The sequence below is a fragment of the Gilliamella sp. B3127 genome (genome assembly GCF_026536935.1).
GTDB classification, from domain to species: domain Bacteria; phylum Pseudomonadota; class Gammaproteobacteria; order Enterobacterales; family Orbaceae; genus Gilliamella; species Gilliamella apicola_E.
This window is the reverse complement of sequence record NZ_JAFNNI010000004.1, coordinates 246,764-261,876: the sequence shown is the minus strand read 5'-3', so window position 1 is coordinate 261,876 and position 15,113 is coordinate 246,764. Positions and strand designations below refer to the sequence as shown.

At 34.0% G+C, this 15,113-nt stretch carries 17 protein-coding genes and 1 pseudogene; 13 read left to right on the top strand and 5 right to left on the bottom strand.

The window, feature by feature from the left end; all coding sequences use genetic code 11:
• The first annotated feature begins 158 nt into the window (after nucleotides 1-158).
• The 7 genes and pseudogenes from J3U00_RS08575 to J3U00_RS08545 all read left to right on the top strand — a co-directional run bounded on the left by J3U00_RS08575 (nucleotide 159) and on the right by J3U00_RS08545 (nucleotide 5,501).
• Nucleotides 159-725 (top strand): pseudouridine synthase, encoded by a 567-nt coding sequence (locus J3U00_RS08575; RefSeq protein ID WP_065733537.1) that lies wholly within the window; start codon nucleotides 159-161, stop codon nucleotides 723-725.
• A gap of 153 nt (nucleotides 726-878) precedes the next feature.
• Nucleotides 879-1,802, top strand: a pseudogene (gene ftsY / locus J3U00_RS08570) (signal recognition particle-docking protein FtsY); the annotation flags it as partial.
• Between the two features lie 9 nt (nucleotides 1,803-1,811).
• Nucleotides 1,812-2,471 carry a cell division ATP-binding protein FtsE gene (gene ftsE, locus J3U00_RS08565; RefSeq protein ID WP_065563843.1) on the top strand — a complete coding sequence of 220 codons (660 nt, stop codon included), beginning with the start codon at nucleotides 1,812-1,814 and terminating at the stop codon, nucleotides 2,469-2,471.
• Entirely contained in the window at nucleotides 2,471-3,439 is a 969-nt protein-coding gene (ftsX, locus tag J3U00_RS08560) for a permease-like cell division protein FtsX (protein ID WP_267332156.1), read from the top strand. The genes ftsE and ftsX overlap by 1 nt, the downstream gene beginning before the upstream one ends.
• 163 nt (nucleotides 3,440-3,602) lie before the next feature.
• Nucleotides 3,603-4,463 (top strand): RNA polymerase sigma factor RpoH, encoded by an 861-nt coding sequence (rpoH, locus tag J3U00_RS08555; protein WP_267332155.1) that lies wholly within the window; start codon nucleotides 3,603-3,605, stop codon nucleotides 4,461-4,463.
• 168 nt (nucleotides 4,464-4,631) lie between these two features.
• Entirely contained in the window at nucleotides 4,632-5,216 is a 585-nt protein-coding gene (locus J3U00_RS08550; RefSeq protein WP_267332154.1) for a DUF2975 domain-containing protein, read from the top strand.
• A 75-nt stretch (nucleotides 5,217-5,291) separates the two neighbouring features.
• Entirely contained in the window at nucleotides 5,292-5,501 is a 210-nt protein-coding gene (locus J3U00_RS08545; RefSeq protein ID WP_065733542.1) for a helix-turn-helix domain-containing protein, read from the top strand.
• Between the two features lie 4 nt (nucleotides 5,502-5,505).
• Here J3U00_RS08545 and J3U00_RS08540 read toward each other — a convergent pair whose 3' ends face one another.
• On the bottom strand, nucleotides 5,506-6,195 hold the full coding sequence (locus J3U00_RS08540) for an aspartate/glutamate racemase family protein (protein ID WP_267332153.1): 690 nt from the start codon (nucleotides 6,193-6,195) through the stop codon (nucleotides 5,506-5,508).
• A gap of 204 nt (nucleotides 6,196-6,399) precedes the next feature.
• Between J3U00_RS08540 and J3U00_RS08535 the strand changes: the two genes are divergently transcribed.
• Genes J3U00_RS08535 through cobB form a run of 3 tightly spaced genes read left to right on the top strand, consistent with a single transcriptional unit; the run spans nucleotide 6,400 to nucleotide 8,777 of the window.
• Entirely contained in the window at nucleotides 6,400-7,239 is an 840-nt protein-coding gene (locus J3U00_RS08535; RefSeq protein WP_267332152.1) for a VanW family protein, read from the top strand.
• Nucleotides 7,232-8,038 carry a hypothetical protein gene (locus tag J3U00_RS08530; RefSeq protein ID WP_267332151.1) on the top strand — a complete coding sequence of 269 codons (807 nt, stop codon included), beginning with the start codon at nucleotides 7,232-7,234 and terminating at the stop codon, nucleotides 8,036-8,038. Before J3U00_RS08535 ends, J3U00_RS08530 begins: the two co-directional genes overlap by 8 nt.
• Nucleotides 8,039-8,084: 46 nt before the next feature.
• On the top strand, nucleotides 8,085-8,777 hold the full coding sequence (cobB, locus tag J3U00_RS08525) for a Sir2 family NAD+-dependent deacetylase (protein WP_267332150.1): 693 nt from the start codon (nucleotides 8,085-8,087) through the stop codon (nucleotides 8,775-8,777).
• Here the strand turns inward: cobB and mtgA are convergent.
• Together mtgA and mobB are read right to left on the bottom strand one after the other, a co-directional pair.
• Nucleotides 8,774-9,466, bottom strand: coding sequence for a monofunctional biosynthetic peptidoglycan transglycosylase (gene mtgA / locus J3U00_RS08520; RefSeq protein WP_267332149.1), 693 nt, complete (start codon nucleotides 9,464-9,466; stop codon nucleotides 8,774-8,776). The two genes, cobB and mtgA, sit on opposite strands and share 4 nt — an antisense overlap.
• 45 nt (nucleotides 9,467-9,511) lie before the next feature.
• Nucleotides 9,512-10,006 carry a molybdopterin-guanine dinucleotide biosynthesis protein B gene (gene mobB / locus J3U00_RS08515; protein WP_267332148.1) on the bottom strand — a complete coding sequence of 165 codons (495 nt, stop codon included), beginning with the start codon at nucleotides 10,004-10,006 and terminating at the stop codon, nucleotides 9,512-9,514.
• Between the two features lie 62 nt (nucleotides 10,007-10,068).
• Between mobB and J3U00_RS08510 the strand changes: the two genes are divergently transcribed.
• Nucleotides 10,069-11,106 carry a threonine aldolase family protein gene (locus tag J3U00_RS08510; protein WP_267332147.1) on the top strand — a complete coding sequence of 346 codons (1,038 nt, stop codon included), beginning with the start codon at nucleotides 10,069-10,071 and terminating at the stop codon, nucleotides 11,104-11,106.
• 110 nt (nucleotides 11,107-11,216) lie between these two features.
• Here J3U00_RS08510 and mobA read toward each other — a convergent pair whose 3' ends face one another.
• Nucleotides 11,217-11,810, bottom strand: a complete 594-nt coding sequence (gene mobA, locus J3U00_RS08505) for a molybdenum cofactor guanylyltransferase MobA (protein WP_267332146.1) — start codon at nucleotides 11,808-11,810, stop codon at nucleotides 11,217-11,219.
• Between the two features lie 230 nt (nucleotides 11,811-12,040).
• On the opposite strand from mobA, the gene J3U00_RS08500 reads away from it, so the two are divergent.
• Together J3U00_RS08500 and J3U00_RS08495 are read left to right on the top strand one after the other, a co-directional pair.
• On the top strand, nucleotides 12,041-12,310 hold the full coding sequence (locus J3U00_RS08500; RefSeq protein WP_065563832.1) for a YihD family protein: 270 nt from the start codon (nucleotides 12,041-12,043) through the stop codon (nucleotides 12,308-12,310).
• A 14-nt stretch (nucleotides 12,311-12,324) separates the two neighbouring features.
• Nucleotides 12,325-13,068, top strand: a complete 744-nt coding sequence (locus tag J3U00_RS08495) for a DsbA family protein (protein ID WP_267332145.1) — start codon at nucleotides 12,325-12,327, stop codon at nucleotides 13,066-13,068.
• Nucleotides 13,069-13,144: 76 nt separating this feature from the next.
• Here the strand turns inward: J3U00_RS08495 and J3U00_RS08490 are convergent, their stop codons facing one another.
• Nucleotides 13,145-15,112 carry a MacB family efflux pump subunit gene (locus J3U00_RS08490; RefSeq protein WP_267332144.1) on the bottom strand — a complete coding sequence of 656 codons (1,968 nt, stop codon included), beginning with the start codon at nucleotides 15,110-15,112 and terminating at the stop codon, nucleotides 13,145-13,147.
• Nucleotide 15,113 lies beyond the last annotated feature (1 nt).

Genomic DNA, 15,113 nt, shown 5'->3' with positions numbered 1-15,113 from the left:
TGCCGAACTCAGAAGTGAAACGCCGTAGTGCCGATGGTAGTGTGGGTATTACCCATGTGAGAGTAGGGTGCCGCCAGACTTTTAAATTAGAGCGAAAGCCCAGCAGCAATGCTGGGCTTTTTTGCATTCTAAGGTTATTTAATTCTTCTGAGGATAGAATGAGTTCATTAATCGCTTTTAATAAACCATTTAATGTCGTGACACAGTTTTCTGCTCATGAAAAATATCAGACATTAAAAGATTATATATCCATGCCTAGATTTTATCCTGCTGGTCGTTTAGATACTGACAGTGAAGGATTATTATTACTGACCAATGATGGTAAATTGCAGTCTAAAATTAGTTCTCCAAAATTTAAATTACCTAAAACCTATTGGGTACAAGTTGAAGGGTTAATTGATAAGCAAGCGATTGATAAATTAATCAGTGGTGTACAATTAAAGGAATTTCACACCGCACCTGCAATCGTGGATTTTTTGGAAGAGCCTATTAATTTGTGGCAACGAGTCCCACCTATTCGAGAACGCAAAACAATTCCCACTTCATGGATAAGTATTACTATAACAGAAGGAAAAAATCGACAAGTTAGAAGAATGTGTGCCGCCGTTGGATTTCCTTGCTTACGTTTAATTCGAGTTCAGATTGGCAAGTATAATTTATTTACTCACAACCTACCCCAAGGCGAATGGCGATCTATTACTCTCAACGATCTTTATATTAAATAATTAAATTTAATTCACGATCCTTAAAAGATTCAAGGATCAAATAGATCAATAATATGACTCTCTTTGATCGAATACGTTGGGCTTTATAATAAAATAAGATAAAATGATCATTGATATTGATCATGGGATAAGTTATTTATGATTGAACAAAAAAAAGAAGGTTTTTTTTCTCGTTTAAAAAAAGGTCTTTTTAAAACTAAACAAAATATAGGATCTGGTTTTCTTAGCTTATTTAAAGGAAAAAAGATCGATGATCAACTGTTTGAAGAATTAGAAGAGCAATTGATCATTGCTGATGTTGGTTTCGATACCACACAAAAATTAATAAGCACATTAACACAACAAGCTTCAAGAAAAGAATTAAAAGATGCTGATGCATTACATGATCTATTAAAAAATGAAATGAAATCTATTTTAGATGGTGCTCAACAACCTCTAAATATAGAAAGTCATAAACCTTTTGTTATATTGATGGTTGGTGTAAACGGTGTTGGAAAAACGACGACAATTGGCAAATTAGCTCGTCAATTTCAACAACAAGGTAAATCAGTTATGCTTGCAGCTGGCGATACTTTTCGTGCTGCTGCTGTTGAACAATTACAGGTTTGGGGTGAACGTAATAATATCCCAGTAATCGCACAACACATTAATGCTGATTCTGCATCGGTAATTTTTGATGCCATTCAAGCTGCAAAAGCGAAAAATATTGATGTATTAATTGCTGATACTGCAGGACGTTTGCAAAATAAATCACATCTGATGGATGAATTAAAAAAGATTGTACGAGTAATTAAAAAACAAGATGAAACTGCTCCTCACGAAATCATGTTAACAATAGATGCTGGAACAGGCCAAAATGCTATTAGCCAAACTAAATTATTTAATGAAGCTGTTGGTGTAACAGGGATGACATTGACTAAATTAGATGGTACTGCGAAAGGTGGTATTATATTCAGCATTGCTGATCAGTTTAATATTCCAATCCGTTATATCGGTGTCGGTGAAAAAATAGAAGACCTAAGACCATTTGTAGCTGATGATTTTATTAACGCACTGTTTGATGAAGCAGAAGAATAGAGATAAATCATGATTCGATTTGAACGTGTTAGTAAAGTTTATTCTGGTGGAAAGCCAGCTTTGCAAAATATAACATTTACTTTATCGCAAGGGGAAATGGCTTTCTTAACAGGCCATTCAGGTGCAGGTAAAAGCACATTAATGCGTTTGATTTGTGGTTTAGAAAAAGCGAATGATGGTAAAGTATTACTTAATGGTGTTGATGTTTCTCGTTTAAAAAAACATCAAGTGCCGTTTTTGCGTCGTACAATAGGTATGATATTTCAAGATCACCAATTATTATTAGATCATACTGTTTATGAGAATGTGGCTTTTCCATTAATCATTTTAGGAAAGCCAGCCGAAGAAATTAAAAGACGAGTTTCAGCAGCATTAGATAAAGTTGGATTGATTGATAAAATGAAATTTTATCCAATACAGTTATCTGGCGGGGAGCAGCAACGCGTAGGAATAGCTCGAGCTATTGTTAATCGCCCAACCGTATTACTTGCTGATGAACCTACTGGTAATTTAGATGATAAACTTTCAAAAGATATATTGAAATTATTTGAAGAGTTTAACCAGACTGGTGTAACTGTACTGATGGCAACGCATAACATGGGGCTTATTCGTCGAAAACACCATCGAATACTCAATTTAAATCAAGGACGTTTAGAGGTTAAAAGTTGATGATAAAGGCCAAGATTAAACCATCTAAACAAAAAAAGAATAATAGCTTTTTAGGGCGTTGGAAAAGGCAGATTGGCTATGCATGGCATAATGTATTTAACTATTTTTATCAAAATATATTTGCCTCTTTGCTGACTATTTTTGTTATTGCTATTTCAATTACTTTACCGACAATAGGCTATTTACTATTGAAAAATGCAAATCAAGCAGCAGAGCAATGGTATCCAACTCCTAACGTAACAGTTTATATAAACAAAACACTAACGCCAGAGCAAACTAATAATTTAATTGACCAATTTAAAACGATTCCTGAAGTTCAAAATGTGACTTATCTTTCTCGAGATGAAACACGCGATGAATTCAAAACTTGGTCAGGATTTGATGATGCACTTGATTTACTTGCTGACAATCCATTGCCTGCAGTTGCTATCATTTTTCCAGTTGAAGAAGCTAAACAAACTAATAAATTACACAATCTACAAGCACAATTGCGAAATATAGATGGTGTCGATGATGTACAGCTTGATGACAGCTGGTTTACGCGATTAACGGCATTAACCAATATGGTCAAATCAATAGTATGGACGATTTCAATCTTTATGATCATTGCTGTGTCACTGGTTATTGGGAACAGCATTCGGTTAAATATATTTGCTCGCAGGCAAACGATTACGGTTATGCAATTGATTGGGGCAACGGAAGGCTTTATTTTACGACCATTTTTATATAATGGTATTTTTACTGGATTAATTAGTGCTATTTTGGCTTTGGTTCTATCGAAAGTATTTATCCTTCAAATAGATTCAACCATGTTGCATGTATCGGATGTTTTTGGAACAATAGTTAATATAAATGGTCTTTCATGGGATGAAAGCTTATTAATTATTTTATTCTCGATGATTATAGGTTGGTTTTCAGCATTTATTGCTACTAAAAAGTATTTGAATAAAATGGTTATAGCTTCATAATGGTGGATTAAATATTTGCCATTTTTACCAGATCCTACATAATAAAAATTATGATAAAAATGTGAACTAAATCACATTTTAGTGGTCTAAATTAAAAGAAAGAATTTAACTTGTTACACAAGTAAGATGTAACAAAATTAGTCTAATTTAAGGGGGGAATTAAATGAGTACTGATTTAAAAATGCAAGCAGGTGCTTTAATCCCACAAGGAAATATTGAATCATATCTTCGTATGATAAATACTTATCCGATGCTAACAGCTGAGGAAGAAAAGTCTCTAGGTGAAAGACTTTATTATTATGATGATGTTGATGCAGCAAGACAATTAATTTTGTCTCACTTACGCTTTGTTGCGCATATTGCGCGTGGATATTCTGGTTACGGTCTACCACAAGCTGATTTGATTCAAGAAGGTAACATTGGTTTAATGAAAGCGGTACGTCGTTTTAATCCAGGAATGGGAGTACGTTTAGTCTCTTTTGCGGTACACTGGATAAAAGCTGAAATTCACGAATACGTACTAAAAAACTGGCGTATTGTAAAAGTCGCAACCACTAAAGCGCAAAGAAAATTATTTTTTAATTTGAGAAAAAATAAACAACGTTTAGGTTGGTTTAATAGTGCTGAAGTTGATATGGTTGCTGATGAGCTTGGCGTAAGTCGTAAAGATGTACTAGAGATGGAATCACGAATGTCAGCGCAAGATATGTCATTTGATATTGATAGTGATGACGATGATAATTCAATTGTTGCTCCTGCGCTTTATTTAGAAGATGTTAATTCTGATTTTTCTAAATCAATTGAAAATGATAATTGGGAAAATGATGCAACTGATAAATTACATGATGCATTATCTCAATTAGACGAGCGTAGCCAAGATATTATTAAAGCGCGTTGGTTAGATGCTGATGATAGCAAATCAACATTGCAGGTTTTGGCTGATAAATATAGTGTTTCGGCTGAGCGTATACGCCAACTCGAAAAAAATGCAATGAAAAAACTACGTGTTGCTATTGAAGCATAAATAATTAGTTAATTTTTTGAAGCCTTGCCGTTAAACAGCAAGGCTTTTTTATAATCACAAATAAGTGAATAGCGATAAATTATTATCGTTTCACTTTAATAAATTGTTGTTTTTTTATTTCCCTCAGCTTATACTCTATTTGGTAAATTTAACCAAAAGGAAATAAAAATGAACACAGATATAGCTAAAAATCAGACTCGCTTAAATCAATATTGTAAATTGATGTCAGTATTAATTTTGATCCCTATCTTATTATGTATGCTGATTGGAACGATATCGCCTTTGTTATTTTACTTTTTTGATAAGAACAATATTGGGTTTGGATCGGATGGATATTCTTTTTTCATTTCCACGACAATGGATGATAGCATCGACATTTCTACAGACCTAAACTTTTGGCAAGCTGCCTTAGCAACACTTATTGATACCGGCAGAATTGTTATTTTAATTTATGCTTTTAATCAACTACGATTAATGCTGGTTAATTTTGCGCAAGCAGACTATTTTTCTGTTAAATCAACAAAATACTGTTATAACTTTGGTAAATTTTTGGTGATTTGGGCGGTAATGGGCGTACTTTCAGAACCGGTAATAACGGCAATATTAAGTTACAATCAACCTGAGCGTTATTTTACGGTATCGTTTACTAGCGAAGATTTTATGACATTACTTTTAGCAATCAGTATTATGCTAATTGGTCAGATCTTAAAAAAGGCCTGTCAGATCGCTGAAGAAAATAGACAGTTTATCTAAATATGGCATATAAATAATAACGTTGAGTACGATACAATGACGTTAACCTAGAAAACGATTTAATAGGATCTTAATGTGGCAATTATTATAAATTTAGATGTAATGCTGGCTAAACGCAAAGTTAAATCCAAAGACTTGGCAGCCGCAATCGGTATTACTGAACAAAATTTATCATTACTAAAGCAAGGTAAAGTAAAAGGATTCAGACTGGCAACCCTCGAGGCAATCTGTAAACACTTAGATTGCCAACCGGGTGATATATTAGAATATACTGATAAAGAGTAAATGATTAACTTATTGCAAATAAGGCGGCTTCCTCGGCATGCAATAAAGCGGTATCAAAAAATGGCGTCAGGCAATCTGCCTGTTGGATTAACAAGCCAATTTCAGTGCAACCCAGTATAACGCCTTGTGCTCCTTGCTTAACAAGTTTATCAATAATATCAAGATAAGCTTGTTTAGCGCTTGGCTTAATTATGCCATGGCAGAGTTCATCATAGATAATTTGATTGATGATCATTCTATCTTGCTCATCGGGAATAAGCACTTTTAAACCTTTATTAATCAGTTTTGATTTATAAAAGTCTTGTTCCATCGTATATTTTGTTCCAAGTAAAGCAACGGTTTGAATATTTTCTTTGATTAAGTGCTGTGCCGTAACATCAGCAATATGAAGAATGGGAATATCAATGGCAGCTTTAATCTGATCTGCGACTTTATGCATAGTATTAGTACAAATCACGATGAAATCTGCCCCAGCTAATGCTAGTCTTTTCGCTGCATCAATTAAAATAAGCGCACTTTTATCCCACTCACCATTGGACTGACAATGTTCAATTTCTTGAAAGTCGACACTATATAAAAGCGTCTTGGCTGAATGTAATCTTCCTAATGATTTTCCTACCATTTGATTGATCACTTGATAATAAGTCACTGTGCTTTCCCAGCTCATCCCGCCGATTAAACCTATTGTTTTCATTTTATCCATTTCCTAAAAGTATTAAGCGAACTGTATGATTAAAATTATGTCGAAAAGATTAAATTTGTTTAATGTTAAGGTATTTTGGTAAATAAACCAAAGCGTCTTGTAACAATCTTTTAAACTTAAGAAACTTATATAACATAGTATATAAATCTTTTGATGCTATAATCGATATTAGTAGAATATAAGGAAAAAGCAATAATGCGAAAGCCGTTATCCAGTTATCATCCCTTACTTTATTGGTTAAGGGTAAATCAGCGTCGCATGTTTCGTCATTTGTTCTGGTATTGTTCTTCACGTCAATATAGCTTAGAACGTAGTCATGATTTACGTTTACCATATCGCTATAAAAAACATACATCCAAATTAATACGTCGATTGGGTAACAGCGATATTCAGCTTCAATACAATAAAGTCATAAATCTAAAAATTGCAGTTGATTCGTTAAATGGAATCTTAATTAAACCAGGTGAATATTTTTCGTTTTGCCGATTAGTCGGAAAACCAACTAAAAAGCGAGGATTTGTGAATGGAATGGAACTTTCATTTGGTGTAGCTCGTTCAGGTATTGGCGGTGGTATATGTCAGATCAGTAATTTAATTCATTGGTTAGCTCTCCATTCAGAACTCCAAATAGTTGAGCGAGCAAATCATAGCTTTGATCCTTTTCCTGATGATGGTCGAGTGTTACCTTTTGGTTCGGGTGCTGCTATTTTTTATAATTATATTGATCTTATTATTCATAATCCTACCGATAAAACGTTTCAAATTATGCTTCATGTTGGCGATCACCAACTAGAGGGTGAGCTATTATGTGATGCAGAAAGACTATACAGTTATCATGTTTATGAAAAGCAGCATGTCTTTATTAAAAGGCAAGGTGTTATCTATAGAAAAAATGAAATCTGGAGAGACACCATGACCAAAAACAATGTCGGTGGTGCCCCGGCATGTATTCGTTCTGAAATGATGTATAAAAATAATGTAATTGTAAAATACGAAGTGAATGGAGATTTGATAATAAATGGAGAAAATGAGTAAATATCTATTATTAATACCAATAATGTGTTTAGTTTTATCTTTTTCATGTTTTGCTGATTCAAAAGTGATTCATGTTGTTGTCGCTTTATGTGATAACAAATATCAGCGAATAGCTCCGGTTCCTAAAGCAATTGGTAATGGTCAAGATCCAAAAAATAATCTTTATTGGGGGGCGGCCTATGGTTTTAAAACCTATTTTGATAAACAAAAAGAGTGGCAACAGATAAAAATAAATAAACCAGAGAATAGTAAAATTTTGGAAGAAATAATTTATAAACATAAAACAAAAGATGTTTATATTATAGCACAGGCTTATGATGGTAAATATATTGATGATGCTGTTAATGATTTTATAACCTATTCAGCTGGGAAGAAAGAAGCGTCTTATTCAATCGATAATACTCAAATTATCGCAGGGGGAAAAGCCAATTTAGTTATTTATATTGGTCATGACTCCTTAATGGAGTGGTCATGGCGAAATTATTTACCCGATAATTTACGCTGGGACACTTTGCCCAAAAATGTACAAGAAAAACAAAAATCACGCTATGCGGCAGTATTTGCTTGTAAAAGTCAGAAATATTTTACACCACCACTATCTCGTTTAGGTATTAAACCGTTGATCTTAACCTTGCACCGTATGGCGCCAGAAGCTTATAGTATTCATGCTATGATAAATAGTTGGTTGGATGGTAAATCAAAAGATGAAATAAAATTTGAAGTAGCAACAGCTTATAGTCAATATCAAAAGTTAAGCAAACCAGCCTTACATATATTTACGACAGAATATAGTCAATAATCTGTTTCATTGATAATAAGGCTTATTAATAAGAAGGAAGATAGATATGCTGCAAAAACCTAAATTTGTTATCTTAACTGGTGCGGGTATTTCTGCGGAATCTGGACTATCGACATTCCGTGCACAAAATGGATTGTGGGAAGGGTATGATGTTAATGATGTTGCAACCTATGAAGGTTATAGTCGCGATCCCATTGCGGTCCATTCTTTCTATAATATGCTACGAAAAAAATTACAAAGCCCTGAGGTAAAACCAAACTTAGCGCATTTTGCTTTAGCTGAGCTTGAACATAAGCTCGGCAGTGAAAATGTATTAATTGTGACACAAAATGTTGATAATCTTCATGAGCGGGCGGGTTCTAAAAATATTATTCACATGCATGGCGAATTATTGAAAGTTCGTAATGAGCAAACCGGGCAAATTATTGATTGTCATCAAGATGTGGATTATGTAAAAAATAAGCTTATTCGTCCTCACATAGTATGGTTTGGTGAAATCCCATTAGAGATGAATAAAATTTACCATGCGCTTTCACAAGCTGACTATTTTATTTCGATTGGTACATCGGGCAATGTTTACCCAGCAGCGGGTTTTGTAGAGGTTGCTAATCAATCGGGGGCAAAAACTTTTGAGCTCAATTTAGAGCCGAGTTTGGGGGAAAGTTTATTTCAAACCAAAATTTACGGCCCAGCAAGTAAAATTGTGCCTGAATTTGTAGAAACATTAAGCGTTAATTAATTAAGTTTCTTCAAATATTTTTTCGTATTTAAATTTTCCATTTGGCCTAGGATCCATTTTGCTTTTTTTTGTGTAAGGATATTAGGATTAACTGGACTCCATTTTCTAGGATTAGGTAAAATTGCAGCCAGTAAACTAGCTTGCTCTTTGGTTAATTGCTTTGCACTGACACCAAAGTAGTGGCGTGAGGCGGCCTCAATACCAAAAATCCCTTCCCCCCATTCAACGCTATTTAAATAAATCTCAAGTGTCCGTTGCTTTGACCAAATAAGCTCAATCCAAACTGTGAACCATGATTCAACACCTTTGCGGATCCAATTTCGCGATGACCATAAAAAAATATTTTTCGCAACTTGCTGAGTGATGGTACTGGCGCCACGGATTTTTCTATTATTTTTATTATAATTTAGCGCACGGTTTATTGCCTTAAAATCAAATCCCCAATGATTGGCAAATTGCTGATCTTCAGCAGCTATAACGGCAATCTTAATATTATCTGAAATTTGATCCCAATCTTTCCAAATTCGTTGTTGATTAATATTCCAGTTAGCGATCTTTCTTTCGACCATCAGCATGGAACCCCCAGGATTAACCCAACGCATAAGCAGAATAAGAAAAACAGAGAAAAGCATTAATCCAATTAGGACTTTCTTGGCAATGCTTATAGTTTTTCTTAGTCGAAATTTCATAATGATAATATTAGTTAAAAAAACAGTTAAGTAAAATACGATATATTAACGGCAAAATAAATAATTATTTATAAAATTCACAATTTGTTCAGGTTGATTAATATCTAATACAGGTAAAGATGTTATTAGCGGCTCATCACTAGCAACAGCGATGGTAAAATCATCAATAAATAAGGGTTTTTGACATTGTTTTAGATGACACATAATTTTAGGAATTTGTTCATCTTTAAATCCCTCAATTAATATCACATCAACATCGGTAAACCGATTAATAAGCGTTTTTAGATCTGCTGGGGTATCTGGTGTTTCCTCAATCAATGCGTAACGTTTATCGCAGGCAACAATAGTTTGTAATGCCCCCGATTTGCGTAGCTCATAACTATCCTTACCAGGGATATCTAACTCAATATCATGATGGGCATGTTTTAATGAGCCTAATTTAATATTTTGCAAAACCATTAACTGAATAATCTTTTTTAGCAAAGTGGTTTTACCACATCCACTATATCCAGTGATACCAATAATTTTTTTATTATTCATAGATTCTCAACAATAACGTGCTATATTTAAACGTAAATATTATTTTATACAAGATTAATGATATGTACGATTTTTTAAATGATTATAATCAAACAGTACACCCTAAATTGTTAGAAGAATTTATCAATATCAATAATAAAAAGTTGATTGGATATGGCTTAGATGATTGTTGTAATGATGCAATCGATCAGATTAGGAAAAGATTAAAATCCCCGAATGCAGACATACATTTTATGGCTGGTGGGACAATTACCAATTTAACAACCATTTCACATATACTAAAACCATATCAGGCTGTGATTGCAGCGGAAACTGGACACATCAATGTGCATGAAACGGGTGCAATTGAAGCCACAGGGCATAAGGTTGTAACGGTGAAAACTGAAGATGGAAAATTAACACCAGAATCCATAAAACCTGTTTTAGATTATCATTGTGACGAGCACATGGTCCAACCAAAGCTCATATACATTTCCAATACTACCGAATTAGGTACCCTATATACCAAACAAGAGCTAAAAAAACTGTATCAATTTTGTCAAAAAAATCATTTATATCTTTATTTAGATGGTGCGCGTTTAGCTATGGCATTTGGCGCTAAAGATAATGACATTACTTTCCCTGATTTAGCCAAATATACCGATGTATTTTATATTGGTGGCACTAAAGTTGGTGGTTTTGCTGGTGAAGCGTTGGTATTTAACAATCATACTATTAATCGCGACTTCCGTTTTAATATGAAACAAAAAGGAGCAATATTAGCTAAAAGTTGGATTATAGCTGTACAATTTAAAGCGTTAATGCAAAATAACCTTTATCTTTCATTAGGCAAACATAGCAATATGATGGCTGAAAAACTTACAAACTTATTTGAAAATGAGGGATTCACCTTTGCAGCCAAACCACAAACCAACCAGCTGTTTGTCAATTTACCGAATCAATTAGCCAAAAAAATTACTTCACGTTATGCTGTGGATAATTTAGGGCAAAGTGATCCAAACCATATTTGTTTACGTTTTTGCACTTCGTGGTCAACACAAGAAGTTGAAATAGAAAACTTTGCTCAAGAATTAAAAAAATTGCTTAAAAAATGGCAGTAAGTTTTTATCTATCAAACTGTTAATAATTAAAATATAAAAAAAGTTGAGGAACGGGGTTTTTAAACACAAAAATCAATAAGCTAACGTATAAAAAAGGCTCGATTTGTGATTTATTTATTCGCCTCAATTGCCAAATTGGCACTTTCTAGCATATCAACTGTATTAATATTGATAAAACTAGTAGGCGTATCGCTAAAATCAACAGCAGTTGCATGAATCTTCTTTAAAAACAGCATCAGTTTGCGATCACCGTTTTCTAAATATTTTTTTAGTTGAGTAATGACAGATTTATTGATTAATAAAATGGTTGGATGATTATCCTTACCATCAAAAGGGAAAATAGCTTGATGAGTAGCTGAAAATTTTGCTAAACGAGCGAGCAAATCATGTGGTAAAAAAGGGGTATCACAACTAACAAATAAGTTCCAATCTGTATTGCTTCGTAATAAGCCACTATAGATTCCGGCAAGCGGCCCTAAAAACCCTGTTAAATCATCACCAAAGATAGGGTAGTTTAGCGAGCCATACTGATCATCATGCCGATTACAATTAATCATTATAAAATCGACTTGAGGTTTAATGCGATCAATTACATGCTGAAAAAGTGGTTTCCCAGCTAATAACATCAAGCCTTTATCCACACCATTCATGCGGTTACTTTGACCACCAGCTAAAATAATAGCAGTAATAGGCAGTTTTTCCATAAATTCTTTCTCTTTTACATTGCCAAAAAGCAAAATAACATTACTATATAGCAAAGTTATTTTTTAGACATAAAATATATATGTTTATGAATCTCTCTAAATGGACAATTGAAATTTAAAGCCGAGTATATACTAGAAGCTTATTAATATATAGATTGTAAAGTAAAGATTAACATAAAGGTTTATGTCATCACCTATCAACTTAGTTGAATAATTAAAAGGTAGTTATTATGAAATGTCATCGTATTGATGAGTTAATTGAGTTATTACAACCAGCTTGGGAAAACGATTCAGATCTCAATTTATTACAGCTTTTAGATAAATTGGGTAAAGAAGCTGGTTTTGATGGAAATTTAAAAGATCTTAGTGATGAAGTTTTAATTTATCATTTAAAAATGCGTAATTCAGATAAAAACGAAGCTATACCTGGATTAAAAAAAGATTATGAAGATGATTTTAAATCAGCAATATTAAAAGCTCGCGGAATTATTAAAGAATAAGGAGAATAAATTAAATGAAAAAAACGCTTATTGCTATTGGAGTATTATTAACTTCTATAACCTGTTTTGCGCAAGAAGCGCCGGCAGATAATAAAAATGATACTCAACCAACTACAGCAAATGTTGCTGAGCAATTAAAACCGATTGAACAAGGTGAACAATATGGTGTTTTACCATTTGAACCCTCTCCAGATAAAGAAGTTGTAGAGTTTTTCTCATTCAATTGTCCTAGCTGTTTTAAATTTGAAAGCGAATTTCATGCAACAGACTCGATTGCTAAAGCTTTACCAAATGGTACTAAATTTAAACGTTATCATTTAGACAATTTTGGTCCGTTAGCTAAAGAGCTAGCTGAAGCATGGGCGGTGGCTAATGTATTAGGTATTGAAGATAAAGTGTCAGATGCACTTTATAAAGCTGTACAAACCGAGCGTAAATTAAAAACTGCTGATGATATTAAAGCTGTCTTTGCAGACTTAGGTGTTGATGCTGAAAAGTTTGATAAAACCAAACAAAGTTTTTTAGTTAAAGCGTTTATGACACAACAAACTGAGGCCTATAACCAATTAAGACCTGAGTCAATTCCAACTGTTGTGGTTAATCGTAAGTTTTTTGTGAACTCGCGTGGCCTTAATACTAAAAATACCACTGATTATGTCAAAGATTATGCGAGAGTTACTGCTTACTTAGTGGATTTAGATCCGCATGTTAAAATAGAAATTGATAAAAAAACTGAAAGTGAAGAACAAAATAATTAATTTTTAAACGTTTATTAACAAATTGTCATCCCTTTGCAGTTTATCGTGCAAAGGGATTTAATTTTAACAGCGCTTTTTATTCTCTTTCTAATGCATAAATTGGATCAAGTTTTGCGGCTCGTTTTGCTGGAAAATACCCAAAAATTATGCCAATTATACTTGAACAGCTAAAGGCGGCGATAATTGAAATGATTGAAAAACGCATTGCAAATGATGTGACAAAATAATTAAAAATCCCACCGACCACAAATGATAATAAAATACCTAATGTTCCGCCGATCAAACACACTAATACCGCTTCGATTAAAAACTGTTGCAATATATCACTCGAGCGTGCTCCAACAGCCATGCGCACACCAATTTCTCGAGTTCTTTCGGTAACCGATACTAGCATGATATTCATTACCCCAATACCACCGACTAACAGTGATATAAATGCAATGGTTGAGATTAATAATGTTAACACCCAAGCCGAGGAATTAACCGTTTCACGGATACTATCTGAATTAAAGATAAAAAAGTCTTTAACACCATGCCGTTGTATCATGATTTTATTAATCGCTTGTTCAGCAACTGATAAATCAACATTATCATTAATCCGAACCGTAATACTTCTTAACGATGTTTGTCCAACCATGCGATTAATGACAGTGGTATAAGGTAACCAGATATTAAGACTCTCATTATTACCAAATCCCTGTTGTTGTTTGGCGGCAACACCAATTATTCTTACCGGTAATTGACCCACCATAAGAATTTTTCCAATTGGATTTTCATTCTTAAATAACTGTTTAACGGTATTTTCATCGATAACGGCATCTTGTGCTGATGATGCAACGCTAGCTTGGTCAAAAGCAATGCCTTGGGTGATGTTATAACCACGAACGGCAAAAAATTGCTCTCCCACACCATTTACTGTACCAGTCATCGCCAAATTTTTGACTCGAAAATAGACTGATGTTGCCAGATTTGGGGTTGTGCTATGAACAAAATTCTGTTTCGCTAAAAAGTCAGCATCGGATGAGCGTAGGGTGGTAATTTTATCTGCATTACGATCCCCAAATCCGCTACCGGGATAAATCTCTAGCGTGCTTGTTCCTAATGAGTTTATATTCGAGAGTATTTTTTGTTTTGTGCCTTCTCCTAATGCAACCATGGAAACGACAGAGGCTATGCCAATGATGATACCAAGCATGGTTAGAAAAGTGCGTAATCGTTGAGAACGCATCGACAATATCGCCATATTAAAGGCATCTCGAAAGCGATTGTATTTAGCTTGAAAGTTGTCTTGGGTTTTAGTGGTTTCGATCTGTTTAACTTGGCGATTATCTTTTTTTTCTTCTACCTGATAATTAGGATTGATTGAATCTGAGATAATATTTCCGTCACTGATTTCAATAATTCGCTCTGCACTTTGGGCAATATTGCTATCATGCGTTACAATAATCACAGTATGCCCTTGTTTATGAAGTTCTCGCAAGATAGCCATAACTTCTAATCCGCTTTTACGGTCAAGTGCGCCTGTTGGTTCATCTGCTAAAATAACCTGTCCGCCATTTATTAAGGCTCGAGCAATACTGACACGCTGTTGTTGACCTCCCGATAATTGACTGGGTTTATTATTAATTTTATCTTCAAGCCCTAAACGCGTTAATATTTCAATAGCTCGTTTTTTTCGTTGTTCATTAGTGATTCCTGCATAAATGGCGGGAATTTCAACGTTACCTTGTGCAGTTAAGGCGTTTAATAAATGATAGCGTTGAAAGATAAATCCAAAATGTTCTCGACGTAATTCAGCTAATTCATCGGGTGATAATTTATTGGTGGTTCGACCTCCAATTGTATAGACTCCCGAGCTTGGTTTATCTAAACAACCTAAAATATTCATTAACGTCGATTTGCCTGAGCCAGATGCACCAATAATGGCAACCATTTCACCGGCATTAATCGTTAAATTGATATTTTTAAGCACTTGTATGGTTGAATCACCGGCTGGAAATTCACGAACAATATTTTCAAGTTTGATAAGTGGATTATTTGTCATA

Excerpts from the sequence above, each read along its gene's own strand:
- J3U00_RS08495 (WP_267332145.1), top strand. The coding sequence starts at position 12,325 with ATGAAAAAAACGCTTATTGCTATTGGAGTATTATTAACTTCTATAACC.
- mobA (WP_267332146.1), bottom strand. The coding sequence starts at position 11,810 with ATGGAAAAACTGCCTATTACTGCTATTATTTTAGCTGGTGGTCAAAGT.
- J3U00_RS08575 (WP_065733537.1), top strand. The coding sequence starts at position 159 with ATGAGTTCATTAATCGCTTTTAATAAACCATTTAATGTCGTGACACAG.
- ftsX (WP_267332156.1), top strand. The coding sequence starts at position 2,471 with ATGATAAAGGCCAAGATTAAACCATCTAAACAAAAAAAGAATAATAGC.
- J3U00_RS08540 (WP_267332153.1), bottom strand. The coding sequence starts at position 6,195 with ATGAAAACAATAGGTTTAATCGGCGGGATGAGCTGGGAAAGCACAGTG.
- J3U00_RS08510 (WP_267332147.1), top strand. The coding sequence starts at position 10,069 with ATGTACGATTTTTTAAATGATTATAATCAAACAGTACACCCTAAATTG.
- J3U00_RS08500 (WP_065563832.1), top strand. The coding sequence starts at position 12,041 with ATGAAATGTCATCGTATTGATGAGTTAATTGAGTTATTACAACCAGCT.
- J3U00_RS08530 (WP_267332151.1), top strand. The coding sequence starts at position 7,232 with ATGAGTAAATATCTATTATTAATACCAATAATGTGTTTAGTTTTATCT.
- rpoH (WP_267332155.1), top strand. The coding sequence starts at position 3,603 with ATGAGTACTGATTTAAAAATGCAAGCAGGTGCTTTAATCCCACAAGGA.
- mobB (WP_267332148.1), bottom strand. The coding sequence starts at position 10,006 with ATGAATAATAAAAAAATTATTGGTATCACTGGATATAGTGGATGTGGT.
- ftsE (WP_065563843.1), top strand. The coding sequence starts at position 1,812 with ATGATTCGATTTGAACGTGTTAGTAAAGTTTATTCTGGTGGAAAGCCA.
- J3U00_RS08550 (WP_267332154.1), top strand. The coding sequence starts at position 4,632 with ATGAACACAGATATAGCTAAAAATCAGACTCGCTTAAATCAATATTGT.
- mtgA (WP_267332149.1), bottom strand. The coding sequence starts at position 9,466 with ATGAAATTTCGACTAAGAAAAACTATAAGCATTGCCAAGAAAGTCCTA.
- J3U00_RS08490 (WP_267332144.1), bottom strand. The coding sequence starts at position 15,112 with ATGACAAATAATCCACTTATCAAACTTGAAAATATTGTTCGTGAATTT.
- cobB (WP_267332150.1), top strand. The coding sequence starts at position 8,085 with ATGCTGCAAAAACCTAAATTTGTTATCTTAACTGGTGCGGGTATTTCT.
- J3U00_RS08535 (WP_267332152.1), top strand. The coding sequence starts at position 6,400 with ATGCGAAAGCCGTTATCCAGTTATCATCCCTTACTTTATTGGTTAAGG.